Origin of the sequence: Pseudomonas sp. HMWF021 (assembly GCF_003061005.1) — a bacterium.
In the GTDB taxonomy this organism is placed as follows: domain Bacteria; phylum Pseudomonadota; class Gammaproteobacteria; order Pseudomonadales; family Pseudomonadaceae; genus Aquipseudomonas.
On the sequence record NZ_QAIK01000107.1, the window covers coordinates 45,753 to 68,687 of the forward strand.

Genomic DNA, 22,935 nt, shown 5'->3' on the forward strand with positions numbered 1-22,935 from the left:
GCCATGTTCGTTCTCAGGCGAAAAGGTGGCAGCTATGCGCAGGCTGAAAATCGGAGATACAGGAGCCCGACAGACCCGAAGGTCTCCCACGTGCAGCCGCCATTACACGTGAACGCGGACACTAAAAAAGCATTGGCAATCGTGGTTTGGGGGCGCTGGTGCGCGTGCATCTTACGCGGATCCTCAAACCTGGTCGCTGAAGTGGCAGCGACGGGTTTGACGGTAACGTGGTGGGAGGGGGGGCGTAATCGTGGCATGGTAGTGGCACAGCTCGTTTAACTAGAGTAAATTGAAAGAAACATAAAACTAAGGTGCTAATGGCGAACTGCTATTTATATGTTTGATTTTTGTGAGGCTGGTTTGTGTCGGTTAACTGTTCATAAGTTATGTAAATATTTGCATGAAGCGTGTATTTTCGTAATTTCTGTACTAGATTTCGAAAAACTAAAGCATTTGGTGAGGTGGTGAATGCAATCAGAGTTGAAGTCTCTTTCCAAGATTTTTTCTGAAGTAATATTTAGAATTCCTGATTATCAGCGCGGCTATTCTTGGGAAGAAAAACATCTTAAAGATTTTTGGAATGATATTGAACAATTGCCAAAAGGTAAAAGTCATTACACAGGTGTATTAACGCTCGAGCCAGTAACACAAGAAAGCTATCAGCGATGGGATGATGATATTTGGATAATCGAAGCCAAACGTTATAGTCCTATGTATGTTGTTGATGGTCAACAGCGGCTTACGACTGCTGTTATTTTATTGCAGGCTGTTCTAGATAAGGTTAGTGACGGTGATCAACTAAATTATACTGAAAAAGACGATATACGGAGAAAGTATATATGTGAGGTTAAGGGAAGGGGGATTTCTAGGTCGTATATTTTTGGGTACGAAAAAGACAATCCAAGCTATGAGTTTCTAAAACAGAAAATATTCGGTGATGAGTCAGTTAATCACTCATTGTACGAAGAAACGATTTATACAAAAAATTTGTTAGCGGCCAAAACTTTTTTTCAAATAAATTAGAAGGATTGAGTGAGGAGGGCCTTGAAAACATTTATACAAAGCTAACTCAGCATCTTCAGTTTAATATTTTTTACATAGAGCAGGATTTGGATGTATTTGTAACTTTTGAAACGATGAACAATCGTGGGAAATTGCTTTCTCATTTGGAGCTTTTGAAGAATCGTCTCATTTATCTCTCGACAAAATTTGATGTTGAGAGACGGGAGAGCGAACATCTCAGGAAAGCTATCAATGAAAGTTGGAAGGCTGTATATCATTATCTTGGGTTGATTGATAATGATAAGTATGACGATGATATATTTTTACGAACTCATTATGTAATGTATTTTGGCGCTAAATACGCTGGGTTGGATGATAAACCCAAAAGTTTTAAAAGGTACTTGAGGAATGAACAGCGGTACAAAGATGCATTACTAGAAGAGGTTTTTACTCCTAAGCGCCTTCTGTCGGAAGAAGGCGCCGATCCGCTTAAGATTCAAGATGTATACGATTATGCGGCAAGTATAAAGTCGGTGGTCAAAAGCTTTTATGAGGTTGCTTATCCTGATTTGGCTCATTGGTGTGAACAAGAAAAGATTTCTCTAAATCAGATCAATAGACTTTCTGACTATGAGCTTTTTTTGCTTGTTGTAGCTAGCGTTTTTACATTCAAGCCATCAAGCGACAGAGAGGCATTACTTATCGCAGGAGAGAAGTTCGGATTTATATCAAGAATAGTTCCATATCACTCAGAGTTGGATCTTAGTGAGTTGACCCTTAGGGTACTTTCTGGAGCTGAAACTCCTTCGCAAGTAGCTAAAATATTGGAAGACGCTTGTGATCGGATGGTAAAAACCTCGGAATTTAAAGAATCTATTAAAGGGCTCGGTAAGCATAGTAATGGTTACTATGGCTGGTTTTTGATACGCTATTTCATGTTTGAGTATGAACAGCATCTCAGAAAACTTTCTAAAACTAGCAGGCAGCTGTTGAGTTGGGCTGGGGACAATTCTCGTGAGGTTTTTTTAGACGACTATCGAACTGTAGAGCACATATATCCGCAGCAGGCTAAAGATGGCTATTGGAAAACGCAGTTTTCCGGCTATAGTGTTCCTGAACGTAATAAGCTACGTAATTCTATAGGCAATCTTTTACCAGTGTCGCATGGAAAAAATGCTTCTTTGAGTAATAAGTCTTTCCAAGTGAAGAAAGGTTCTGAGAAAAATCAGGTGGGTTACAAGTATGGCTGCTTGTCAGAAATACAGGTATCAACCTCTGATGCTTGGGGGCCAAAAGAAATACTGCGTCGCGGTATCTATCTTTTGGATTTTATGGAAAAAAGATGGTCATTCAAGATTGGGGATGCTACAAAAAAAGCCCAGTGGCTGGGGTTGGCTTTTGTACTTGAAAGAGAAAAAATTACTATAGCTGCTCTAGTTTCAGATGAGCCTTCAATTCCGATAGTTCCAGATGAACTTGTAGAGGATCGCCCAGATACTATAGCATTTTGAATAAATTATATAGGAAGCGTATTTTTTTGCGCTTCCGTTGTCCATGTAAAGTTAAAACTTTTATATGTCTAATCTTTGTTTGTGAGTATTGTAGAGTTTTAGCGCTGGGGAGATTTGTCGGGAGAATGTTGGAGAAAGGTGACAGATTTATTTTTTGCCTGCTCATTCGATACTGGGAAGCTCCTGTGTGTTGGCGTGGTTTGAGCAACGTGCATTGGTACGGACAGGTCGCCTAAATTCTCACCCTGTCAAAGTTGCAAGACTGTGCATCAGACAAGTGTGCATTGCCAAGCTATACGGCAAAGCCGTATAGTTCCGCCCATGTATACCATTATCGAAACCGAAATTTTCAAGCGCTATGCTGACGGTATCTGGGCCGATGGTGAGCGGCATGAATTCATAACCTGGCTTGCCACAAATCCGTTGGCCGGTGATGTCGTTCCGGGTAGCGGAGGCCTGCGCAAGGTGCGCTGGTCTCGTAGCGGCATGGGCAAGCGAGGTGGTACACGTGTCATTTATTACAACACGCTTTCCGAAGGCTCAATTTGGTTGCTGATAGCCTACACCAAGGCCAAATTCGACAACCTGCCCGCAGCCTTCCTTAAGCAACTGAAGGAGGAAATCAGCGATGGTCAATGAACTGGAGCAATTCCAGCAGGACTTGCTGGACTCTGTCCGCCAAATGAGGGCGGGAAAAGCAGCGCGTGTGACAGAGGTGCCGCTCTCGGCGGCCGCTGAAGCGCGAGCCAAGGTGGGCGTTTCGCAGAGTGCGTTCGCCAAGTTGATTGGTGTGAGTTTGCGGACGTTGCAAGATTGGGAGCAAGGTCGCAGGCAGCCGACAGGTGCGGCACAGACTCTATTGCGTGTTGCGAGCCAGCATCCGGAAGCATTGCGGGATTTGGAGCCAGCCTGAGGTGAAATCGTCTATGGAGTGTTCCGATTAGAAACTGGCTATGCGATTGCCGGCGATCGGAGGTGTGGACGAAATGTGGACACTCCGGAAACAACAAAGCCCCTGCATTTCTGCAGGGGCTTTGTTTTGTATGGTGCCGGCACCAGGAGTCGAACCCGGGACCTACTGATTACAAGTCAGTTGCTCTACCAACTGAGCTATACCGGCGTGTGGGCGACGATTATAGCGACTGGGATGGTTCTGTAAACCCCTGAATTCAGACTATTTTTGCAGTCGCTCGAATCACGCCCTGCGCAGCATGTTGTGCAGCTTTTGCACTGCGCGCACGGTGCGGCTGTTTTGCAGGGTGCGCAGTTGGCTTTCGGCCTGTTCGGCGCGCTGCAGAGCATTGGCCAGTTGCTGGGCGGTGTCGGGTTCGGCGACGTCGATCGGATGGGCGAATGCGTGGCCGCGGCACAGCTGGAAGTTGTCGAGGTTGCAGGGCGGGATGTCGAAGGCGGGTTTGAGGTTCATTTGTTCATCGGCGAGGAACCAGGTGTTGAGGCCGTCGAACAGGATCGGCTGATACCCGGCGTCGGTCACCAGGTGCTCCCAGGTGTGATCGCGTTGCCATGGGGTTTCGATGACGATGATCCACGGGCGGAAACAACTGAAGTCCATGCCGCGCAACACGGTTTCTTCGTGGCCTTCGACGTCGATCTTCAAGAAGTGAATCGCCCGGTCGGCGGCGTGTTCTTCGCAGATCGAGGTCAGGGTGCGGGCGTTCACCGTCAGACGCTGTACCTCAAAGCCGGCATCCTTGCGCTCCTGCGCCACCCGCGGATCGGCGGTGGAGAGACCGGAGTCGGGAATACTGTAGAAAGTCACTTCGCCAGGCGCATCACTGGCAATGCACTGCAGCGTTGTATCGCGCGGACGTTGCTGGCACAGCGCATCGTAATAATTCTGTATCGGCTCTACGTTCACCCCTTGCCAGCCGTGGTCGTAGAACGCTTTGGTGACCGAGTCGTGGTTTGGATCATTGGCGCCGATGTCGATGTAGAAACCGTCTTCCAGCTCCCTGAACGCACGCCACAGGCGAACATCTTCAAAATTCTGTGCATATGAAATGAACGTCACGGGCGCTTCCTGTCGGTAGATTGTTCTTGTTTGATGGTGCGCGAGCGCACGCTTGGGCCTTGTATAGCAAGGCTGGCGCAAGGTCGCAATTGTTCGCCGTGCGTGCACGAATTTCGGCGTTTATGTCGTTTTGATTAGAAGCTTATGCACAAAGGGTTGTCAGGGGCGCTGGTTTGCGGGGGGAAATGTGGACACGTTCTCGTTTTGTATGCAAATCCCTGTTTTACCGGTTTTTTATTGAAGTGAACAAAAAATGATCATTGCCGTTAAGGCGATGAAACAGGTGTGGATATTGGATCCGTGGCAAATTCATCAACAGAGTTATCCACAGGCAGTGAAGCCTTAGGCGCGTTCGGCCAGCAACAGCAAATTGCGTGGTGTAACCGTATCTGCGCAAAAAGTGCCGAGGCGTACGACGTAACCCTGTTCGACGAGAAAAAGTGCGCGATCAAGATTCAGCCAAAGCTCCAGCGGCCGTCGGAAAAGTCCGCGCAACAATTCCAGGTTACGAACTTCAGCCAACCGCGCCCAGCCGGCGGCTTCCAGCATTGGCCAGTTCGGCGTGCCGATTGTGGATAACTCCTTCAGCGCTGCCAGGTCGCGGCAGTACACAGCGAAGGGTTTGTCCAGCCAGGCGCTTGGCAGGGATGGGGTTGGCAGATATTCATCTACAGCGCGCACTTGTCGCTGCAACAGATCAAAAGCCAGGCGCCGGGCCATGGAAATATCACGCTGACGTCGTACGCGTGCACCGGCGGTGACGGTTTCACTCATCGGCAGTGCCAGATCTTCGAGTGAGAGTTGTAGGGCGGATCGCGAACCTGCGCAGGACAATGCTTGATATGCGTTGCGAGCGATGCGGTTGAAGCAACAAGGGGCGATCGCCATTTGTCGGCAACCGACCGCGCTGGCCAGTTGCATCAAGCGCACATGCAAGTCGCCGCAGGCATGCAGAGCGACGGGTGTGTGTTGGGCGCTTAGAACGGTCGCTGCGTCTGCGGCCAGTACATCCTGCTCGACATGCACGGCAGGCAGATGATGACGCTGGCTCAACGCCTGACCACTGGCGACCAACGACGGATCGCACTCAACGCACGTCAGTTGTTGCCCTTCGCCTGTTAGACGCCGCCCTAAATGTCCCTTGCCCGAACACCAGTCGAGCCAATGCTTTGGCTGCGCGGCAAAGGACAGGCAACTTGCAAACGCCTCAATTTGCTGCCACTTGCGCCCCGGCACATCGACATTCAATCGATGGCCTGCCGCTTCCAGCGCATGTCCCGGCAACTCTCCGATTGCGCTCAGCTCAGCCGACAACGCCGCCAATGAAGCGAACGGCTCCGGGGCATCGATGAGGTCGGCAGGATGGTTATGCGCCCGCTCTGCATCTCCCAGCGATCGTCCGCGTAGCCAGGAAGCCAATTCGGGGTAGGTGGTTTCCCATGGAAGCGAAAGATGAGTGAACGGACGAGGCTTCCACAGCGCCTGATGCTCCGTAAGAAAAGCATCCAGCGCGGTGAAGCGGGCGAGCAGATCCTCGCCCGTCAGCACGTGGGAAGTTTCAGCGTCCTTGGCAGGCATCGACGCGCAACCAGCGCTCCAGCAGCTTGAAGCCGCGCACCAGTACGTAGGACATCAGCAGATAGAACACGCCGGCGGCGAAGAAGATTTCCACCGGCAGGTAGGTGCGGGCGATGATCGTGCGGGCCATGCCGGTCAGCTCCAGCAGGGTCACGGTGCTCGCCAGTGCGCTGGCCTTGAGCATCAGGATCACTTCGTTGCTGTAGGCCGGCAGACCGATGCGCGCTGCACGCGGCAGCATGATGTAGAACATTGCCTTGGGCTTGGACATGCCCAGCGCCCGCGCCGCCTCGATTTCCCCGGGCGGAATCGCCTGGATCGCGCCGCGCAGGATCTCGGCGATGTACGCCGCCGTGTGCAGGGTCATGGTCGCAGTCGTACACCAGAACGGATCGCGCAGGTACGGCCACAACGCGCTGTTACGAACCGCATCGAATTGCGCCAGGCCGTAATAGACGAGGAACAGTTGCACCAGCAACGGCGTGCCACGGAAAAAGAAGATGTAAGCGTAGGGCAGGGCGCGCACGTACCACAGCTTCGACGAGCGGGCGATGCCCAGCGGGATTGCCAGCAACAGGCCGGCAATCACGGCAATCGCCACCAGCTCCAGGGTCAGAGTCGCGCCCTGCGCCAGTTTCGGCAGCCACTTGATGATCACTTCCCAGTTCATGAAGCGCTCCTCGCAAAGCCGCGAGCGGCGCGTTTTTCCAGGAAATGCATGCCGGTCATCGCCAGTACGGTGAGGCCCAGGTACATGACCGCCGCCACCAGATAGAAGGTGAACGGCTGTTTCGAGACGGTCACGCCGATCTGCGCGTGACGCATGATTTCTTCCAGACCGATCACCGAGACCAGTGCGGTGTCCTTCATCAGGATCATGAACAGGTTACCCAGGCCAGGCAGGGCGATGCGCCACATCTGCGGCATGATCAGCTTGGTGAAAATCCGCCATTTCGACAGTCCCAGCGCAACACCGGCTTCGCGGTGGCCCTTGGGAATGGCGAGAATCGCGCCGCGAAAAACTTCCGTGGCGTAGGCGCCGAAGCACAGGCCAAGCGCAATCACGCCGGCCGCGAAGGCGCTGAGTTGCAGGTCAGGGTTGCCGAAGAACTCACCGAGGCTGCGCATCAGGTTGACCGTACCGAAGTAGATCAACAACACCCAGAGCAATTCCGGGACGCCACGCACCAAAGTCGAATAAGTACCGCCAAGCCATTGCAGCGGCTTGTACGGGGAAGTCTTGGCCAAGGCGCCGAGCAGACCGAGCACCAGTCCCAGGCACAGGGCCGTCAGCGCCAGTTTGACGGTCATCAGCGCACCGGCGGCGAGGGCCGGGCCGAATCCGTAGAGGTCGATAATCATGGATTTCTTTTCAAATCGCGGCAGGCAAGGCCGGGAGCCGGCGCCGTCGGATCACGGCGCCAGTCCCGCAGGTCAGATCAATAGATGCTGAACGGGAAATACTTGTCGTTGATTTTCTTGTAGGTGCCGTCGGCGACGATTTCCTTCAGGGCAGCGTTCAGCTTCTCACGCAGCGGATCGCCTTTGCGTACAGCGATGCCGATCTTGTCGCTTTCCACGACAGGGTCGCCCTTGAACTCGTAGTTCTTGCCGGCGTCGCTTTTCAGCCAGTCATAGTTGGCGTACTTGTCAGCGAGGATGGCATCGACACGACCGGAGGTCAGGTCCAGGTAGGCGTTTTCCTGTGTGTCGTAAAGGCTGACCTTGATGTCGTCACCGTAGGTGTCTTCCAGCCAGGTGCCGGCCAGCGTCGCACGCTGCGTACCGATGGTTTTGCCCTTGAGCGAATCCTTGTCGGTTTTGAAGTCGACGTTTTTCGGTGCGATGAACTGCAGCTTGTTCGAGTAGTACGGGTCGGTGAAGTCCACCGCGCCCTTGCGCTCTTCGGTGATCGACAGCGAGGAGACCAGGAAGTCGAACTTCTTGGCGTTCAGCGCCGGGATGATGCCGTCCCAGTCGGAGGTGACCACGCTGCACTCGACTTTCATCTTGGCGCACAGGGCGTCGCCGATGTCTTTGTCGAAGCCGACCACGTTGCCGCTGGCGTCTTTGTTGTTGAACGGCGGGTAAGCCGCTTCGATGCCCATCTTCAGGGTCTCGGCCATGGCACCGGCGCTGAATGCGAGGGTGACGGCGGCGGCCAGGAAGACCTTTTTAAAATTCTGCATGCATGTTGCTCCGTTAGCGGTTGCCGGACATGAATTGTTTGCAGCGCGCCGAAAGCGGGTTTTCGAACACCTGCTGAGGCGATCCTTGCTCTTCCACCAGCCCCTGGTGGAGGAACACCACTTCGCTGGAGACCTGACGGGCAAAGCCCATTTCGTGGGTCACTAGCAGCATGGTGCGGCCTTCTTCGGCCAGTGCGCGGATGACACTAAGTACTTCCTGAACCATTTCCGGGTCAAGGGCGGAGGTGGGCTCGTCGAACAGGATTACCTTCGGCTGCATCGCCAGCGTGCGGGCGATTGCGGCGCGTTGTTGCTGCCCACCGGACAGTTGCGCCGGGTAGGCGTGGCGCTTGTCGGCGATGCCGACCTTGGCCAGCAGCGCTTCGGCGACTTCAATGGCCTCGGCCTTGCTCTGGCCGAGCACGCGGCGCGGGGCCTCGATGATGTTGTCGAGCACGCTCATGTGCGGCCACAGATTAAAGTTTTGAAATACAAAACCAATCTCGGAACGCAGGCGGTTGATCTGTTTGCCATCAGCGGCAACCAGTTCGCCATTCTTGGCGGGCTTGAGCTTGAGTTCTTCACCGGCCACCAGAATCTGACCCTGGTGCGGGTTTTCCAACAGATTAATGCAACGCAGGAACGTGGACTTGCCGGAACCGGAGGAACCGAGGATCGAGATCACATCGCCGTCGCGGGCGGTCAGCGAGATGCCTTTGAGCACCTCGAGCTGTCCGTAGCGTTTGTGCAAGTTGCGGATTTCAAGCGCGGGCGTGGCCTCAGCCATGTGCGTTCCTCATATATGTTGCGCTCCTGCTGTTGGCGGGCCTTCCTGGTGAGGCGGCCACGCTAGCATAGCGTTTCAATGGCAGCCAACAGCGCTGCGAGCAGTAAGCGGATGGCATGTGGCGGGTTGTCGCATCGGCACAGCAGACTGTCGCCCCATCAACAACCGAACGGGTGTTTGATCGTGCAGACCCGCGGGTGTTGCGTAAAAAAAGGCGCGATGTTGCCAGCTTTGGCGGGGTGTTGGAAGCGCTATCCGGCTGAACGTACACGATTCGCCCTTTTATTGTGCATCCCACACTTTTTCAGTGTGTTTCTGGTGCGGTCATTCGTTTGAAAAGTGAGTCGCAGGGTAACGCTCTGGCGAATTGCCATTAATTTTAAGGACTTGCGATGACTGTCCGGTCGCGTTAGAAGCCGCGGGCCAGAAGACTTTGAAACATTTTGGCGCATTTATTGCGTGCAGAATCTGGAACGCCCCGTTGGTTTCTTTTTACGAGAAGGAAAACCAGACAGGACGGACGCAATCGCTTTCCTCGCAAAGGTAGTTTCGATGAGCAGTACCCCAAGCTCCAATGGCCTCGAACAGGGGCTCAAACCGCGTCATGTGACCATGTTGTCGATCGCCGGTGTTATCGGCGCCGGTCTGTTCGTTGGCTCCGGCCATGCCATCGCCGCCGCCGGCCCCGCCGTGCTGCTGGCTTATGCCGCCGCCGGTACTCTGGTGGTGCTGGTGATGCGCATGCTCGGTGAAATGGCTGTCGCTTCGCCTGACACCGGTTCGTTCTCGACTTATGCCGACCGTGCCATCGGGCATTGGGCCGGTTTCACCATCGGCTGGCTGTACTGGTGGTTCTGGGTATTGGTGATTCCACTGGAAGCCAACGCCGCCGCGACCATCCTCCATGCCTGGTTCCCGGGGATCGAGATCTGGGCGTTCGCACTGATCATCACCATGCTGCTGACGGTCACCAACCTGTTCAGCGTGAAAAACTACGGTGAATTCGAGTTCTGGTTCGCCCTGATCAAAGTCCTGGCGATCATCGGCTTCATCATTCTTGGCCTCGCGGCAATCTTCGGCTTCCTGCCGAACAGCCAGGTCAGCGGCGTTTCGCACCTGTTCGACAGCGGCGGTTTCCTGCCCAACGGCATGGGCGCGGTGCTGGGCGCGATCCTGACCACCATGTTCTCGTTCATGGGGACCGAGATCGTGACCATCGCGGCCGCGGAATCGAAGAATCCGGGCAAGCAGATCTCCAAGGCCACCAACTCCGTTATCTGGCGGATCGGCCTGTTCTACCTCGTGTCGATCTTCATCGTTGTGGCCCTGGTGCCGTGGAACGATCCTACGCTGGCCAACCTCGGTTCCTACCAGACCGTGCTAGAGCGCATGGGCATTCCGAACGCGAAAATGATCGTCGACATCGTGGTGCTGGTCGCGGTCACCAGCTGCCTGAACTCGGCGCTGTACACCTCGTCGCGCATGCTGTTCTCCCTCGGCAAACGCGGTGATGCACCGGCCATGTCGACTCGGGTCAACAAAAGCGGTACGCCTTACTGGGCAGTCATGCTGTCGACCGGCGCGGCGTTCCTCTGCACCTTCGCCAACTACGTGGCCCCGGCCGCAGTGTTCGAATTCCTGCTGGCCAGCTCCGGTGCCATCGCGCTGCTGGTGTACCTGGTGATCGCGTTCTCGCAACTGCGCATGCGTAAACAGCGCATGGCCCGCGGCGAGAAAATCGTCTTCAGCATGTGGCTGTTCCCGGGCCTGACCTACGCGGTGATCATCTTCATCGTCGCGGCCCTGACCATCATGCTGTTCCAGGAAGCCCACCGCGTGGAAATCCTCGCAACCGGCCTGCTGAGCCTCATGGTAGTCGCCGCCGGCCTGCTGGTGGCGCGCCGCCGCAAGCTGGAAAACCGTGGTGCGGTGGTGTTGAACTGATCCGCAACGCGTAATGCAAAACGGCCGCTGTCAGTGATGACGAGCGGCCGTTTTTGTTTGTGAGCGTAATTTTATTCGCTCTTGTCTTCCTGCGCTTCAACCGACTTGCCGTACGTATCCAGCGCAATCCCGAAATCGGTGATGAACTGTGGCTCGGTCAGCCAGGCCTGGGCGGTTTCGATGTCCATGCCGTCGGCCCACATGCGGTAGTCGATCAGCATGTCGGCGGCCAGGTGGGTGGCGGCCATGCCTTCGTTCTCGGCGTTTTCCATGTCCAGCAGCTCTGGATGGTCAACGATGATGAACGCCAGTTCGCGCAGCAGGGTCAGCAGCATTTCGTTGCGGCTGACGGCTTCGGCGTCGCGCATTTTGCTGAACATCGCCAAGGTGTATTCCGGGATCGGCTCGTCCAGATGCCCGAGGTTGTCGTCCTGGTCCAGCGGCTTACGGCCGACCATGCGGATGTGTTTGGCTTTGGCCTTGGCGCGTTTGGCGCGTTTCTGTTGCTTGTTCAGGGATGCCATGGGAACTCAGTTCTTCTGTTGGGTTTGTGCGGCAATCGCGTCGGACGCCGCCACATAGTCGGCCTGGAAGGCCGGGGATTCGATCCATGCCAGGGCGCCGGCTTCGTCGGTTTCCTGCGACCACTGGCGATACTCGATCAGCGCGGCGAGGATGAAGTCCATCGCGCCTTCTTCGCCTTCCTGCTCGTAGACCAGCTCCAGCAGCGGGTCTTCGAGGAACGCGGTGCACATGGCCTGCTGGCTGATCTTCTCGGCGTCGATCATTTTCTTGAACAGCTCGGTCAGATCCACCGACTCGAAGTCGATGCGGTCATCGTTCGGGTCCAGTTCTACCGGTGTCTCGGCACGTTTGGTGCGGTTCTGCTTGGCCTTGGTCTTGGCCCGGGCGGCGCGTTTTTGCTGCTTGTTGGCGGAGGCCATGGTGTGTTCCGTCGTGCGTGGAAAGGGCTCAGCTGCGTGGCACTGGCCGCCCGGGTGTGTCGGGGGCCAGCTCACCGGTTTGCAGCCAGGTCAGAGCGATGGGCCATAGTGTGGCTTGGTATGCGCTACGAAAAAAGGCGAAATGTCCGACTTGTTGTTCGCCGATGTCCTGCGGCTCGATGCGCAGGTGGGTTTTGTGCGCATGGCTGAAGTAGTCGAGCAGGCGTTCGATGGCCGGGATCGTGCCGTACGGGTCGTCGCTGATGCTGATCGCCAGGGTGCGTGCACGAACGTTGGCGAAGGGCAGGCGGCCGCTTTGCTGCAGTAGCCTGCGGCCGCTCGGGCGTTGCTCATAACGCGATGCGGGCGTGCTCCAGTCGCGTACGACGCCCGCTGGCGTGTCCTCCAGCCAGCCGAGGCGCTTGCCCGGGAAGTAGCCACAGATGCGCGTCAGCAGCGGCATCAGCAAATGCCATTTAGCAAACATGCGCCAGCGCTGTGCCGGCGCGTAGTCGCGCCAGTAAGCGAACTGCGCGCCGACCGTCACCAACCGACGAATGACCTGCCCGGACTTGCCAAGTCCCGCCGCGCAACCGCCGAAACTGTGGCCGACCACATCGATGGGCTGACCGGAGAATTCCCGTTGCGCGCGCTTGAGCATCGCTTCGAAATCCAGCGCGCCCCAGTCGGTCCATGAAGCCTCACAGCCTTTCAGGGTTACCGGGCGTGATTCGCCGATGCCGCGGTAGTCGTAGGTGATCACGTCGAAGCCGTTGGCGAACAGGTAATCGGCGAAGCGCGTGTAGTGTCGGCAGCGTACCGAGGTGGCAGCGTTGATGATGACCACCGGGCGTTGCGGGTCAGGCAGGGTGTGCTGCCAGGTGAAACCGCCGAGCACAAAGCCATCGGCGGCGACTTCCTTGAAGGCTTCACCTTGTTTACCTGTCAACACCGGTGACGGTGACTGCATGTCTTGCGTTGCTGGCGCATCCTGACAGCTCATCGCTTTCGACCCTTTCGCGGAGCTGTCAACAATAGCCTTCGCGCCACACGGGAACAATCCGCCGTTTCTATTCAGCGGATTGCAGGAGCAGGCGCTCTTCGATCAGGGCCTGTTCCCGATTGAGTTCGGCGCGCAGCTCTTCCTCACTCGGCAGTATGGTTTTGTAACTACTGGCGAACAGTTGCTCATTGCCCTTGAGTATCGAGTAACGCGCTACCGAGTCATTGCTCTCTGCACACAGAATGATCCCGACTGTCGGCTTGTCGCCTTCGCTGCGCTTGAGTTCGTCGTACATGCGCACGTACATGTCCATTTGTCCGACGTCGCGAGCGCTGAGCTTGCCGCGCTTGAGGTCAATGATCACGAAGCATTTGAGTACGTAGTTGTAGAACACCAGGTCGATGTACAGATCGTCACCATCGGTGCTGATGCGTTGCTGTCGAGCGACAAAGGAAAAGCCTTTGCCCAGTTCCAGGAGAAAGCCTTGCAGGTGGTCGATGAGAGCCTGTTCGAGACGACTCTCCCTGACCTTGCCGGCCGACGGTAGCCCAAGGAATTCGAGCATGACGGGATCGCGTATGAACTCGCGGGGATGGGGTTTCATGGCTGCAATGTTGGTGGTGGCTTCTTCGATCACATCGGTCTTGTCTCGACTCATCAGCAGTCGCTCGTAGTAGAGCGTATTGATCTGGCGATCAAGGGCGCGGCTGGACCAGTTCAGGTTGGCAGACTCTTCCATGTACCAATGGCGAGCCTTGTCACTGGTGACGCCCAAAAGCCGCCGATAATGGGTCCAGCTCAATTCGTGACGCAGTGCGTCACGAATTGGAAATGCCTGATAAAAGAGGCGCATGTAGCGCAAGTTGGAAGCGTCAAACCCCTTCCCGAACTGCGCCGTCAGATCCTTCGCCAACAAGGCCAGCAACCGCTTGCCATACCCCGCCCGCTGCGCCCCTTGCTGTTCAAACTCGACAATATGCCGGCCGATCTGCCAGCAGGTCTGCACCTGGATCGTATCCACCGCACGCAGCACTTTTTGCCGCGCCTGGCGGATCAGTTCGCCCAACTCTCCCGGCAATGAATCGATTTTCGGGTCTTGCGCATCATCAGTTTTTAACGGGTTCATCGAGTCTTCCGCATCATTGAAAACAGATGCCAAAGCATGCCGGGATTCGCCGGCCGGCGATGTCGGGCGAGCCTGTGAAGTCAGCAGGAAGGCGGGATGGGTCGTGCAGGACGTTGCCGGCAAAAGGCGTATTGATAGCAATGGTCTGTAGTCCATTTCGTACATGCACCAAGTACCAATCAATCTAAAACAAGCCTTTCGGTGCCAAATCTAAAAAAAGGTAACGATTGGGTTCTTCAGAACCCGGGAGTCGCCATCATGAAAAACATTCGTTCATTCATGCTGCCGCTCGCTGCTGTCGGTTGGCTGCTGTTGCCTGGCATGTCTCAGGCCGCCAACCTGGAACCGGTCGACAGTGCCGGCGTGCAAGTCCAGCAACAACAGCAAAACGGCATCAACTACCTGTCCGGCGGGATTGGCCTGGACGAGTCAAAAGCCATTCAGCAAACCCCCGGCTACAACCTGCACATGACGTTTGCGGTGGGCGCGCAAGACCAGTACACCGCTGATGTCGATGTGACGATTCAAAAGGCACCGGGGCAAACCGTGCTGACCCTCACCCAAACGGGCCCGCTGGTGTACGTGCAATTGCCACCCGGTAAATACACCGTGGTCGCCACGCGCAACGGCGAAACACGGCGTGACGTGACAGACGTTGGCAGCGGCACTGCGCGCAATCTGGTGTTCCACTGGAATGACGCTGGATAACGCGGGTGTATTGAAGAATCGAGGCGCGGGTACAATCCCGCGCCTTCCTTTACCCCCGCGTACGCTTGGCCTTCTGCTCGTCGCGGGGCTCGCGCGCCATTCGGTAAATCCATAATCCGATCCAGCCCACGGCTATCAGAAACAGGGTGCCAACGCACTGCGACACGATCTCGAACCAGAACATTCGGGGTTGCTGCGCGAGGGTGTAGGTATGGCGCGGGCCGGTTCGGTTCCAGGTCGTGATGGAGCCGCTGATCAAGCTGTGGATGATCAGATAAATCGACGCGCCGATGAGGAAGGCGATCAATACGCCGACCAGCACCGTCAGCCAGAAGGAAATCCGACTCTGGCGATAGGGTGGCGGATGGGGCAGGGGCTCGCGGGTTCTTTTCTGGTTCATCCAGTGGATAACCTCTTCCTTAAGGTGCGGCCAAAGTAGCGCGGATCGACGTTGGCCGAAACCCGTCGCGCATTTGCGCAGCCCAGAAAAAAGGCTGGATTGAGCCGTCGTCAAATCGCAGGCATAAAAAAACCCTGAATCTTGCGATTCAGGGTTTTCGGTATTTGGTGCCCAGAGACGGAATCGAACCGCCGACACGGGGATTTTCAATCCCCTGCTCTACCGACTGAGCTATCTGGGCAACGGGGCGCATTAAAAGGGTTTTTCGGATTTACGTCAACGACTTTTTTAAAATTTCTTAAATTAATTCCGTCGCTTACGATTCGCCCCCCGATTTTGCGGGTTTACTCCGCAGGCGGAACGTAGCCTTCGGCTTTGGCGTAATCCTCGCCGGAGAAGTACTTGTCCATTTCGCCCTGCAGATATTTGCGGTCTTCGGCGTTCATCATGTTCAGACGCTTTTCGTTGATCAGCAGGGTCTGGTGCTTCTGCCAGTCGGCCCAGGCCTTGGCCGAGACGTGGTCGAAAATATCCTGACCTTTGGCGCCCGGAAAAGGAGCGCGGTCCAGCGCGGGCAGTTCTTCTTTGTACTTGCGGCACATGATGGTACGGGTCATGACGACTCTCCTGCGTTCAATACGGCGGCCGCGCGTTCGAGCAAGGTTTTGACCGGGGCGGCAAGGCCCAGGCGCGGCGGGGTGGCGAGGTTATACCAGAGCCAGTCGGCCTCGGCCACGTGATGGCTGGCCTCCTGTACCTGAACCAGCCAGGGTTCGATGGACAACTGGAAATGGCTGAACGTGTGGACGAGGCTTGGCAGCGCCTGCTGCTCGCCCATGGTCAGCGAATGCTGATCGGCCAGATGTTGCAGGTCGTCGAGGTCTTCGAGTTCCGGCAGGCTCCACAAACCGCCCCACAGGCCGCTGGAGGGCCGACGATAAAGCAGAATCGCGCCTTCTTCGTTGGCCAGCATCGGCATCAGCGTGCGTTTCTGCGGGATGGCCTTGCGGGGTTTGGGGATCGGGTAGCGTGTCTCCAGGCCAAGCATGTGCGCCTCGCAGCCCTTTTCCAGCGGACACAGCAGGCAGCTTGGTTTGCTGCGCGTGCAGAGCGTGGCGCCGAGATCCATCATCGCCTGAGTGTAGGCGTTGACCCGATCGTGCGGCGTAAAACGCTCCGCGTTGGCCCACAGCTGTCTGGCGACCTTCGGCTCTCCCGGATAGCCCTCTTGCGCGGTAAAACGCGCCAGAACGCGTTTGACGTTGCCATCGAGGATCGGTGCGCGCAGGCCCATGCTGATGCTGGCGATAGCGCCGGCGGTGGACAGGCCTATCCCCGGCAGATCCGTCAGCTTTTCGACGTCACGGGGAAACTCGCCGCCGTACTGGCTGACGACGATCTTCGCGGTCTTTTGCAGATTGCGCGCGCGGGTGTAGTAACCCAGCCCGGTCCACAGGTGCAGCACTTCGTCCTCCGGCGCCTCGGCCAGCGCTTGCACCGTAGGCAGCGCGGTCATGAAACGGTCGAAGTAATTGAGCACGGTGCTGACCTGGGTCTGCTGCAACATGATCTCCGACACCCACACCCGATACGGGTTGATGTCCTGCTGCCAAGGCAAATCGTGGCGGCCGTGGCGGTCGAACCATTCCAGCACCGCCGTGGAAAACTGCTCCGCTCTCATCGCTTGAACAGCCCCTTCAATGCGTTTTTCAATTCCGGGCTGACCTTGTCGCCGAGTTTTTCATCGATCTTCTCGCTGAGTTTGTCACCGGCCATTTTGGTCGCGACCTGGCCGAGACGTTCGTTGTCCACACGGCAGGCCTTGGCGCCCAGCTCCAGCGGGCCACGGCAACGCAGCGGCCACTCGATGCCGACGAATTTCTCGCCGACCTGGCAGGCCGGATCCGGCATGGCGCTGGTGTCGCCTTCGACGATGATGCCGACGCGGTAATCCATGCCCAGCACCCGCAGGTCGATGTCGCCGTCACCGTTGACGGTCATGCCGGGGATGCGCACTTTCAGGTCCGGGTTGCTGGCCACGCCGTTGCGGAAGGTCAGGTTGCCCTTGAGTTCCTGGAACGGCGTGTCCTTGCCCCGCGGCTCGCCGCTGAGGGTTTTGCGGTTGAGGGTGGCGATGCCTTTGCACAGTTGCTGTTCAAGGTTGGCGTTGAGCAACACGCCGTTGTTGATCACGAAACTGGCGTTGCCGTTGAGGGTATCGATCAGCGCCTGCTGGCTGTTGCCGCTGCCGGTAATGCTGCTGGTCAGTGTGACCAGCCCTTTGACCGGCGGATTCTTGCCCTGGCTTTCGAGGATTTTCTCCACCGGCACGCGGTTGATTCTGGTCTGCAGGTTCAGCACCGGCGCACTCGGACGCACGTCGAGGGTGCCCTTGGCTTCGAAGTCGCCGTTGTACAGGCCACCGCGCAGGTTTTCCAGCGTCAGCAGGCCGCCTTGGCCGGTGGCTTTGAGCGCGGCGTTCTGGATCGGCAGTTTGTCGAGGGTCAGTTGGCCGAAGGTCAGGTCGGCATCGACATCGAGTTTGGCCAGACGCTCGACCGGCAACAGACGCTCGGTGCTCCAGGCGCTTTTGCTCGGCTTGTCCGGCAACGGTGTGCTGCCGGCGCCGGCCATGGCATCGGCTTCGGTGCTGGCGACTTCCGCCTGACGCACTTGCGTGGCGTTCTTGGCTTTTTCCGATTTCGGCGGCAGGTAGCGGTCGACGTCGAACGTGTCAGCCTTGAGGATCGCGCGCAGCGACTGCTTGGCGAAATCTTCAACGGCAATACGCCCGCTGAAGCTGCTGTCGTCGACTTTCAAATTGATGTTGTCGAAGGCGACGCTGGTTGGCGTGGCGGCCACGCGGCTGACCAGCTCGACCTTGCTCAGGCTGCCGGGCGCCATCGCTGGCAATGTCTGGCCGATGCTGTCGACGAACTTCGCCAGATCGAACTGGGCGATCGAGAGGCCGCCAGTGATCTGCGGGGTCTTGTCGAGGTCGTTGGCCTTCAGCTCACCCAAGGCGCGCAACTGGTTGGCGGAGATCTTGATCCCGGTCCATTCGGCGACGTTCGCGGCTTTGTCCAGCGATACCTGACCCTGGGCGGAGAAGGTCATGGTCTTGCCTTGCAGCGGATCGCCGGTCAGTTCGCCGGACAATTTCATGTCTTCGAATTTGTAGCGTTGCAGCGCGCGCTCAATGCGCAGCTCGCCGTTGAGTTCGGTGCGCACCCGCAGCACTGGCTGATTGGTGCTGAGGAACGCCGTGGCTTTCAACGGAATGTTGGTCGAATCGTGGACCGCACCGGTGCTCAATTGGATGCTTTCGGCGCTGTACTGCTTGCCGGTCTGCTCGTCGTTGTACTCAACCCGGGCGTTGTTGACGGTCAGGCTGTCGATGTCGAGCCGGATCGGCTGTGGTGGTTTTTCCGGCTGGGCGGCAGCCTCTGCAGCGGGTGCGCTGGCAGGCGTCGGGCTGCCTGCAGGCGTGGCGGGAGGTGGCAGCTTGCCGATGTCTTCCCAGTTACCGTGGCCGTTCTTGTCGCGTTTCAGACGCAGGTTCAGGCCTTCGACACGCACATCGCTCATCTGCACTTCGCGGCGCAACAGCGGCAACACGCGCACGGACAGACCGAGCATCTGCAGATCGGCATAGGGTTCGGTCGGATTGATCAGGGTGGCGACGCTGGCCTCGTGCAATTCCAAGCCAAGCCACGGGAACAGGCTCCAGCCGATATCGCCATTGAGCGTCAGCTCGATGTGGGCCTTGTCGCGGGCTATCTGGCGAATCTCGTCTTTGTAGTCGTTGGGATCAAAGAGGTGGGTCAGGGCGAAGCCTGCCGCGACAATGATCAGCAACAGCCCGAGAAGTACCAGACCCAGGATTTTGCCGAACGCTTTCATGGGCGAGTCCTTGTAGTTAGTCGAATTCGTAATTTAGCCGGGGAGTATAGCGCTGCATCGCGCTCTTCCGGACAGGGCCTGTCAAACCTGTCGGGCCTCGTTCTGCTGCGCTTGGACAGTCAAACGGGCGGCAGTTTCCCGGTGGCAGGAGATCAGATGACATTAAAAAGGTGATATCAGTTTGGTTTTTCTGTCACGTGCAAATGGTAACCTTCGCCGGTTCGTCCGTCCTTCTGCGACTTAACGTCGCGCCTTCAAGGAGCTTCACCTTAAAAAACGGTCATGCCTGCGTGCATAAGGCCGAGGGTGAACAGTGGCTGGCGAACCATACTAATAATTGGGGGATACACAATGAGCACGAGCATCACGGCGGACGGCCTTCGCGCCGACCAGCCTGCGTTCCTGTCCAAGGAGCGCATCATCGCCAGGCCCGGTTTCAACCGCTGGCTGGTTCCACCGGCCGCTCTGGCCATCCACCTGTGCATCGGCATGGCTTACGGCTTCTCGGTGTTCTGGTTGCCGCTGTCCAAGGCGCTGGGCGTCACTGCGCCAGTGGCTTGCGCGCCGGACATGAGTTTCATCGCTCAGGTCTTTTCTTCGCAATGCGACTGGCCGATCTCCATGCTCGGCTGGATCTACACCCTGTTCTTCATCTTCCTCGGCTGCTCGGCAGCGATCTGGGGTGGCTGGCTGGAACACGCCGGGCCACGCAAGGCCGGTGTGGTATCGGCACTGTGCTGGTGCGGCGGTCTGCTGATCTCGGCGCTGGGGATTTATACCCACCAGATCTGGCTGATGTGGATCGGCTCCGGCGTGATCGGCGGTATCGGTCTGGGCCTGGGCTACATTTCGCCGGTCTCGACCCTGATCAAGTGGTTCCCGGACAAGCGCGGCATGGCAACCGGCATGGCGATCATGGGCTTCGGTGGCGGCGCGATGGTCGGTGCCCCGTTGGCGACTGCGCTGATGAGTCACTTCGCTTCGCCTGCCGGTGTCGGCGTGTGGCAGAGCTTCGTGGCGATGGCGGCGATCTACTTCGTGTTCATGATCGGTGGCGCTCTGGCCTACCGCGTGCCGCCAACCGGCTGGAAGCCTGAGGGCTGGACCGCGCCGGCGAAAAAAGCCTCGAACGCGATGATCACCCACCGTCACGTGCACGTGAATGTGGCGTGGAAAACTCCGCAGTTCCGTCTGGTGTGGCTGGTGCTGTGCCTGAACGTGTCCGCCGGTATCGGCATTCTCGGCATGGCCTCGCCACTGCTGCAGGAAGTGTTCGGCGGCAAGCTGCTGGGCGTTGACGTGCCGTTCGGTCAACTGGACGCCGGGCAACTGGCTTCGATCGCCGCGATTGCTGCCGGCTTCACCGGTCTGCTGAGCCTGTTCAACATCGGTGGCCGCTTCTTCTGGGCTTCGTTCTCGGACTACCTGGGTCGCAAAAACACCTACTTCGTGTTCTTCGCCCTCGGTTTTGCCCTGTACGCGCTGATCCCGAACATGGGCCATCTGGGCAACGTTGCGCTGTTCGTGGCGGCGTTCTGCATCATTCTGTCGATGTACGGTGGTGGTTTCGCGACCGTTCCGGCGTATCTGGCCGACCTGTTCGGCACGCAAATGGTCGGTGCGATCCACGGTCGTCTGCTGACTGCCTGGGCTGCGGCCGGGGTACTCGGTCCGGTGCTGGTGAACTACCTGCGTGAGTATCAGCTGAGCATCGGCGTTGAACGCGCGGCCGCTTACGACATCACCCTGTACATCCTCGCGGGCCTGCTGGTGCTGGGTTTCCTGTGCAACCTGCTGGTGCGTCCGGTGGCCGACAAGTACTTCATGACCGACGCTGAACTGGCTGCCGAACAGGCGCTGGGCCACGACAAAGGTGCTGATGCCAGCACCGTACTGGAGTGGAAAGCCGCGCCGGGCAGCAAGCCGCTGGCGATCGCCGCGTGGCTGGTGGTGGGTATTCCGTTGGCGTGGGGTGTGTGGGTGACCCTGCAGAAGACGGCGGTACTGTTTCACTAAAAAAACGTAGTACCCCTGTAGGAGTGAGCCCTGCTCGCGATAGCGGTCTGACAGTCACGGAAATGTTGGCTGTCACGCCCTCATCGCGAGCAGGCTCACTCCTACAGTTGTTTTCAGGGTGCCTGTCATGGCTTGTATGGACATGTCTACCCGCGACAGCCGGGGCCTCTGTCCGTCAGCCATCTCACGTCTCGTGTTTCTGTTTCGGCCCCGCGTGCCTATAATGGCTGCCTTTTTCGCCCAATGATTTTGCGGAGCTGGTGATGGCCGAACGTAAGGCGTCTGTCGAGCGCGACACTCTGGAAACCCAGATCAAAGCCTCGATCAACCTTGATGGCACCGGAAAGGCCCGATTCGATATCGGTGTTCCTTTTCTTGAGCACATGCTGGATCAGATCGCCCGTCACGGGTTAATCGACCTGGATATTGAATGCAAGGGCGATCTGCATATCGACGACCACCATACCGTGGAAGACGTCGGTATCACCCTCGGCCAGGCCTTCGCCAAAGCCATCGGCGACAAGAAAGGCATCCGTCGCTACGGTCACGCCTACGTGCCGCTCGATGAAGCGCTGTCGCGCGTGGTGATCGACTTCTCCGGCCGTCCAGGCCTGCAGATGCACGTGCCGTATACCCGCGCCACCGTGGGCGGTTTCGACGTCGACCTGTTCCAGGAATTCTTCCAGGGCTTCGTCAACCACGCACTGGTCAGCCTGCACATCGACAACCTGCGTGGCACCAACACCCACCACCAGATCGAAACCGTGTTCAAGGCTTTCGGCCGCGCGCTGCGCATGGCTGTCGAGCTGGACGAGCGCATGGCCGGGCAAATGCCATCGACCAAAGGCGTTCTGTAATGCAGACGGTTGCAGTTATCGACTACGGCATGGGCAACCTGCACTCGGTGGCCAAGGCCCTCGAGCACGTCGGCGCCGGCAAGGTGCTGATCACCAGCGATGCCGACGTGATTCGCGAAGCCGACCGCGTGGTATTCCCAGGCGTCGGTGCGATCCGCGATTGCATGGCGGAGATCCGCCGCCTCGGTTTCGATTCGCTGGTACGTGAAGTCAGCCAGGATCGCCCGTTCCTCGGCATCTGCGTCGGCATGCAAGCCCTGCTCGACAGCAGCGAAGAGAACGACGGCGTCGACTGCATCGGCCTGTTCCCGGGCGCGGTGAAGTTCTTCGGCAAAGACCTGCATGAAGATGGCGAACATCTGAAAGTCCCGCACATGGGCTGGAACGAGGTGCAGCAGAAGGTCAGTCACCCGCTGTGGCACGACATTCCGGACATGGCGCGTTTCTACTTCGTGCACAGCTACTACATCGCTGCCGCCAATGCACGGCAGGTGGTGGGCAGCGGTCACTACGGGGTCGATTTCGCTGCGGCGCTGGCCGAGGGCTCGCGCTTCGCCGTGCAGTTCCACCCGGAGAAGAGCCATACCCATGGCCTGCAATTGCTGCAGAACTTCGCCGCGTGGGACGGTCGCTGGTAAATGGCCGCCAGGAAGTCCAAACCGCCGATCCTGACCCTCACTCCCGAACAGGAGAGCGAGGCCAATCGCAAGATTCAGCGGTTCATGGAAGACCGTTTCGAACTGGACCTGGGTTCGTTCGAGGCGGCGGAAATTCTTGAGCTGTTTACCCGCGAAATTGCTCCGCACTATTACAACAGGGCGATTTTCGATGTGCAGACCCACCTCAAAGAGCGGTTTGAAAGCATCGAAAGCGACCTGTGGGCGCTCGAGAAAAACTGATTTCCGAGCCAAGCTGAACATTCAAATTTGAAGGTT

The 22,935-nt window shown here is 57.3% G+C and carries 24 protein-coding genes and 2 tRNA genes; 10 read left to right on the forward strand and 16 right to left on the reverse strand.

The features are described from left to right. Nucleotides 1-468: 468 nt before the first annotated feature. The 4 genes from DBR18_RS14395 to DBR18_RS14410 all read left to right on the forward strand — a co-directional run bounded on the left by DBR18_RS14395 (nt 469) and on the right by DBR18_RS14410 (nt 3,426). Complete coding sequence (locus DBR18_RS14395; RefSeq protein ID WP_108590812.1) at nt 469-1,023, forward strand: DUF262 domain-containing protein; 555 nt, start codon at nt 469-471, stop codon at nt 1,021-1,023. Between the two features lie 5 nt (nt 1,024-1,028). Next, nucleotides 1,029-2,513, forward strand: a complete 1,485-nt coding sequence (locus DBR18_RS14400) for an HNH endonuclease family protein (RefSeq protein ID WP_108590813.1) — start codon at nt 1,029-1,031, stop codon at nt 2,511-2,513. Between the two features lie 321 nt (nt 2,514-2,834). Then, nucleotides 2,835-3,152 (forward strand): transcriptional regulator, encoded by a 318-nt coding sequence (locus tag DBR18_RS14405; RefSeq protein WP_108590814.1) that lies wholly within the window; start codon nt 2,835-2,837, stop codon nt 3,150-3,152. Further along, nucleotides 3,142-3,426: a DNA-binding transcriptional regulator gene (locus tag DBR18_RS14410; RefSeq protein ID WP_177482387.1), complete on the forward strand. Its 285-nt coding sequence runs from the start codon at nt 3,142-3,144 to the stop codon at nt 3,424-3,426. The genes DBR18_RS14405 and DBR18_RS14410 overlap by 11 nt, the downstream gene beginning before the upstream one ends. A gap of 131 nt (nt 3,427-3,557) precedes the next feature. Here DBR18_RS14410 and DBR18_RS14415 read toward each other — a convergent pair. The 7 genes from DBR18_RS14415 to DBR18_RS14445 form a co-directional block, all read right to left on the reverse strand. Then, nucleotides 3,558-3,633: transfer RNA gene (locus tag DBR18_RS14415), tRNA-Thr, on the reverse strand. A 75-nt stretch (nt 3,634-3,708) separates the two neighbouring features. Beyond that, nucleotides 3,709-4,545, reverse strand: a complete 837-nt coding sequence (locus tag DBR18_RS14420) for an FkbM family methyltransferase (RefSeq protein WP_108590815.1) — start codon at nt 4,543-4,545, stop codon at nt 3,709-3,711. 342 nt (nt 4,546-4,887) lie between these two features. Further along, nucleotides 4,888-6,123 (reverse strand): methyltransferase, encoded by a 1,236-nt coding sequence (locus DBR18_RS14425; RefSeq protein WP_108590816.1) that lies wholly within the window; start codon nt 6,121-6,123, stop codon nt 4,888-4,890. Then, nucleotides 6,104-6,793, reverse strand: a complete 690-nt coding sequence (locus DBR18_RS14430) for an ABC transporter permease (protein ID WP_007961692.1) — start codon at nt 6,791-6,793, stop codon at nt 6,104-6,106. Before DBR18_RS14430 ends, DBR18_RS14425 begins: the two co-directional genes overlap by 20 nt. Beyond that, nucleotides 6,790-7,485 carry an ABC transporter permease gene (locus tag DBR18_RS14435; protein ID WP_007961693.1) on the reverse strand — a complete coding sequence of 232 codons (696 nt, stop codon included), beginning with the start codon at nt 7,483-7,485 and terminating at the stop codon, nt 6,790-6,792. Before DBR18_RS14435 ends, DBR18_RS14430 begins: the two co-directional genes overlap by 4 nt. A 77-nt stretch (nt 7,486-7,562) precedes the next feature. After that, nucleotides 7,563-8,312, reverse strand: coding sequence for an ABC transporter substrate-binding protein (locus DBR18_RS14440; RefSeq protein WP_007961694.1), 750 nt, complete (start codon nt 8,310-8,312; stop codon nt 7,563-7,565). Nucleotides 8,313-8,325: 13 nt separating this feature from the next. Beyond that, nucleotides 8,326-9,099: an ABC transporter ATP-binding protein gene (locus tag DBR18_RS14445; protein WP_108590817.1), complete on the reverse strand. Its 774-nt coding sequence runs from the start codon at nt 9,097-9,099 to the stop codon at nt 8,326-8,328. Nucleotides 9,100-9,651: 552 nt separating this feature from the next. Here DBR18_RS14445 and gabP point away from each other — a divergent pair. Next, the gene (gene gabP / locus DBR18_RS14450; protein ID WP_007961696.1) at nt 9,652-11,043 is read left to right on the forward strand and encodes a GABA permease; all 1,392 of its coding nucleotides are present in this window, start codon (nt 9,652-9,654) and stop codon (nt 11,041-11,043) included. 71 nt (nt 11,044-11,114) lie between these two features. Here gabP and DBR18_RS14455 read toward each other — a convergent pair whose 3' ends face one another. The 4 genes from DBR18_RS14455 to DBR18_RS14470 all read right to left on the reverse strand — a co-directional run bounded on the left by DBR18_RS14455 (nt 11,115) and on the right by DBR18_RS14470 (nt 14,116). Further along, nucleotides 11,115-11,567, reverse strand: a complete 453-nt coding sequence (locus DBR18_RS14455; protein ID WP_108590818.1) for a hypothetical protein — start codon at nt 11,565-11,567, stop codon at nt 11,115-11,117. 6 nt (nt 11,568-11,573) lie between these two features. Continuing rightward, on the reverse strand, nt 11,574-11,987 hold the full coding sequence (locus DBR18_RS14460; protein ID WP_108590819.1) for a hypothetical protein: 414 nt from the start codon (nt 11,985-11,987) through the stop codon (nt 11,574-11,576). 28 nt (nt 11,988-12,015) lie between these two features. After that, entirely contained in the window at nt 12,016-12,990 is a 975-nt protein-coding gene (locus tag DBR18_RS14465; RefSeq protein ID WP_108590820.1) for an alpha/beta fold hydrolase, read from the reverse strand. 67 nt (nt 12,991-13,057) lie between these two features. Next, on the reverse strand, nt 13,058-14,116 hold the full coding sequence (locus DBR18_RS14470) for a YhcG family protein (protein WP_108590821.1): 1,059 nt from the start codon (nt 14,114-14,116) through the stop codon (nt 13,058-13,060). Between the two features lie 258 nt (nt 14,117-14,374). Here DBR18_RS14470 and DBR18_RS14475 point away from each other — a divergent pair, with 258 nt between their 5' ends. Further along, nucleotides 14,375-14,824, forward strand: a complete 450-nt coding sequence (locus DBR18_RS14475; protein ID WP_108590822.1) for a hypothetical protein — start codon at nt 14,375-14,377, stop codon at nt 14,822-14,824. A gap of 49 nt (nt 14,825-14,873) precedes the next feature. Here DBR18_RS14475 and DBR18_RS29210 read toward each other — a convergent pair whose 3' ends face one another. From DBR18_RS29210 to DBR18_RS14500, 5 genes are all read right to left on the reverse strand, one after another. Next, nucleotides 14,874-15,422: a hypothetical protein gene (locus tag DBR18_RS29210; protein ID WP_256588704.1), complete on the reverse strand. Its 549-nt coding sequence runs from the start codon at nt 15,420-15,422 to the stop codon at nt 14,874-14,876. Then, nucleotides 15,390-15,465: transfer RNA gene (locus tag DBR18_RS14485), tRNA-Phe, on the reverse strand. The genes DBR18_RS29210 and DBR18_RS14485 overlap by 33 nt, the downstream gene beginning before the upstream one ends. A gap of 103 nt (nt 15,466-15,568) precedes the next feature. Continuing rightward, on the reverse strand, nt 15,569-15,841 hold the full coding sequence (locus DBR18_RS14490; protein ID WP_007961706.1) for an oxidative damage protection protein: 273 nt from the start codon (nt 15,839-15,841) through the stop codon (nt 15,569-15,571). Beyond that, the gene (gene mutY / locus DBR18_RS14495) at nt 15,838-16,905 is read right to left on the reverse strand and encodes an A/G-specific adenine glycosylase (protein ID WP_108590824.1); all 1,068 of its coding nucleotides are present in this window, start codon (nt 16,903-16,905) and stop codon (nt 15,838-15,840) included. The genes DBR18_RS14490 and mutY overlap by 4 nt, the downstream gene beginning before the upstream one ends. Further along, the gene (locus DBR18_RS14500; RefSeq protein ID WP_108590825.1) at nt 16,902-19,127 is read right to left on the reverse strand and encodes an AsmA family protein; all 2,226 of its coding nucleotides are present in this window, start codon (nt 19,125-19,127) and stop codon (nt 16,902-16,904) included. Before DBR18_RS14500 ends, mutY begins: the two co-directional genes overlap by 4 nt. Nucleotides 19,128-19,478: 351 nt before the next feature. Between DBR18_RS14500 and DBR18_RS14505 the strand changes: the two genes are divergently transcribed. From DBR18_RS14505 to DBR18_RS14520, 4 genes are all read left to right on the forward strand, one after another. Beyond that, nucleotides 19,479-21,143 carry an OFA family MFS transporter gene (locus DBR18_RS14505; protein WP_108590826.1) on the forward strand — a complete coding sequence of 555 codons (1,665 nt, stop codon included), beginning with the start codon at nt 19,479-19,481 and terminating at the stop codon, nt 21,141-21,143. Between the two features lie 263 nt (nt 21,144-21,406). After that, nucleotides 21,407-22,000 carry an imidazoleglycerol-phosphate dehydratase HisB gene (gene hisB / locus DBR18_RS14510; RefSeq protein ID WP_007909204.1) on the forward strand — a complete coding sequence of 198 codons (594 nt, stop codon included), beginning with the start codon at nt 21,407-21,409 and terminating at the stop codon, nt 21,998-22,000. After that, nucleotides 22,000-22,638, forward strand: a complete 639-nt coding sequence (gene hisH / locus DBR18_RS14515; RefSeq protein ID WP_007961712.1) for an imidazole glycerol phosphate synthase subunit HisH — start codon at nt 22,000-22,002, stop codon at nt 22,636-22,638. Before hisB ends, hisH begins: the two co-directional genes overlap by 1 nt. Beyond that, the gene (locus DBR18_RS14520; RefSeq protein WP_041071393.1) at nt 22,639-22,899 is read left to right on the forward strand and encodes a DUF2164 domain-containing protein; all 261 of its coding nucleotides are present in this window, start codon (nt 22,639-22,641) and stop codon (nt 22,897-22,899) included. It abuts the gene before it with no gap. Nucleotides 22,900-22,935: the final 36 nt, after the last annotated feature.

Coding starts and splice junctions, on each gene's coding strand:
- DBR18_RS14395 (WP_108590812.1), top strand. CDS start 469: ATGCAATCAGAGTTGAAGTCTCTTTCCAAGATTTTTTCTGAAGTAATA.
- DBR18_RS14405 (WP_108590814.1), top strand. CDS start 2,835: ATGTATACCATTATCGAAACCGAAATTTTCAAGCGCTATGCTGACGGT.
- DBR18_RS14410 (WP_177482387.1), top strand. CDS start 3,142: ATGGTCAATGAACTGGAGCAATTCCAGCAGGACTTGCTGGACTCTGTC.
- DBR18_RS14425 (WP_108590816.1), bottom strand. CDS start 6,123: ATGCCTGCCAAGGACGCTGAAACTTCCCACGTGCTGACGGGCGAGGAT.
- DBR18_RS14430 (WP_007961692.1), bottom strand. CDS start 6,793: ATGAACTGGGAAGTGATCATCAAGTGGCTGCCGAAACTGGCGCAGGGC.
- DBR18_RS14435 (WP_007961693.1), bottom strand. CDS start 7,485: ATGATTATCGACCTCTACGGATTCGGCCCGGCCCTCGCCGCCGGTGCG.
- DBR18_RS14440 (WP_007961694.1), bottom strand. CDS start 8,312: ATGCAGAATTTTAAAAAGGTCTTCCTGGCCGCCGCCGTCACCCTCGCA.
- DBR18_RS14445 (WP_108590817.1), bottom strand. CDS start 9,099: ATGGCTGAGGCCACGCCCGCGCTTGAAATCCGCAACTTGCACAAACGC.
- gabP (WP_007961696.1), top strand. CDS start 9,652: ATGAGCAGTACCCCAAGCTCCAATGGCCTCGAACAGGGGCTCAAACCG.
- DBR18_RS14455 (WP_108590818.1), bottom strand. CDS start 11,567: ATGGCATCCCTGAACAAGCAACAGAAACGCGCCAAACGCGCCAAGGCC.
- DBR18_RS14460 (WP_108590819.1), bottom strand. CDS start 11,987: ATGGCCTCCGCCAACAAGCAGCAAAAACGCGCCGCCCGGGCCAAGACC.
- DBR18_RS14465 (WP_108590820.1), bottom strand. CDS start 12,990: ATGAGCTGTCAGGATGCGCCAGCAACGCAAGACATGCAGTCACCGTCA.
- DBR18_RS14470 (WP_108590821.1), bottom strand. CDS start 14,116: ATGAACCCGTTAAAAACTGATGATGCGCAAGACCCGAAAATCGATTCA.
- DBR18_RS14475 (WP_108590822.1), top strand. CDS start 14,375: ATGAAAAACATTCGTTCATTCATGCTGCCGCTCGCTGCTGTCGGTTGG.
- DBR18_RS14490 (WP_007961706.1), bottom strand. CDS start 15,841: ATGACCCGTACCATCATGTGCCGCAAGTACAAAGAAGAACTGCCCGCG.
- mutY (WP_108590824.1), bottom strand. CDS start 16,905: ATGAGAGCGGAGCAGTTTTCCACGGCGGTGCTGGAATGGTTCGACCGC.
- DBR18_RS14500 (WP_108590825.1), bottom strand. CDS start 19,127: ATGAAAGCGTTCGGCAAAATCCTGGGTCTGGTACTTCTCGGGCTGTTG.
- DBR18_RS14505 (WP_108590826.1), top strand. CDS start 19,479: ATGAGCACGAGCATCACGGCGGACGGCCTTCGCGCCGACCAGCCTGCG.
- hisB (WP_007909204.1), top strand. CDS start 21,407: ATGGCCGAACGTAAGGCGTCTGTCGAGCGCGACACTCTGGAAACCCAG.
- hisH (WP_007961712.1), top strand. CDS start 22,000: ATGCAGACGGTTGCAGTTATCGACTACGGCATGGGCAACCTGCACTCG.
- DBR18_RS14520 (WP_041071393.1), top strand. CDS start 22,639: ATGGCCGCCAGGAAGTCCAAACCGCCGATCCTGACCCTCACTCCCGAA.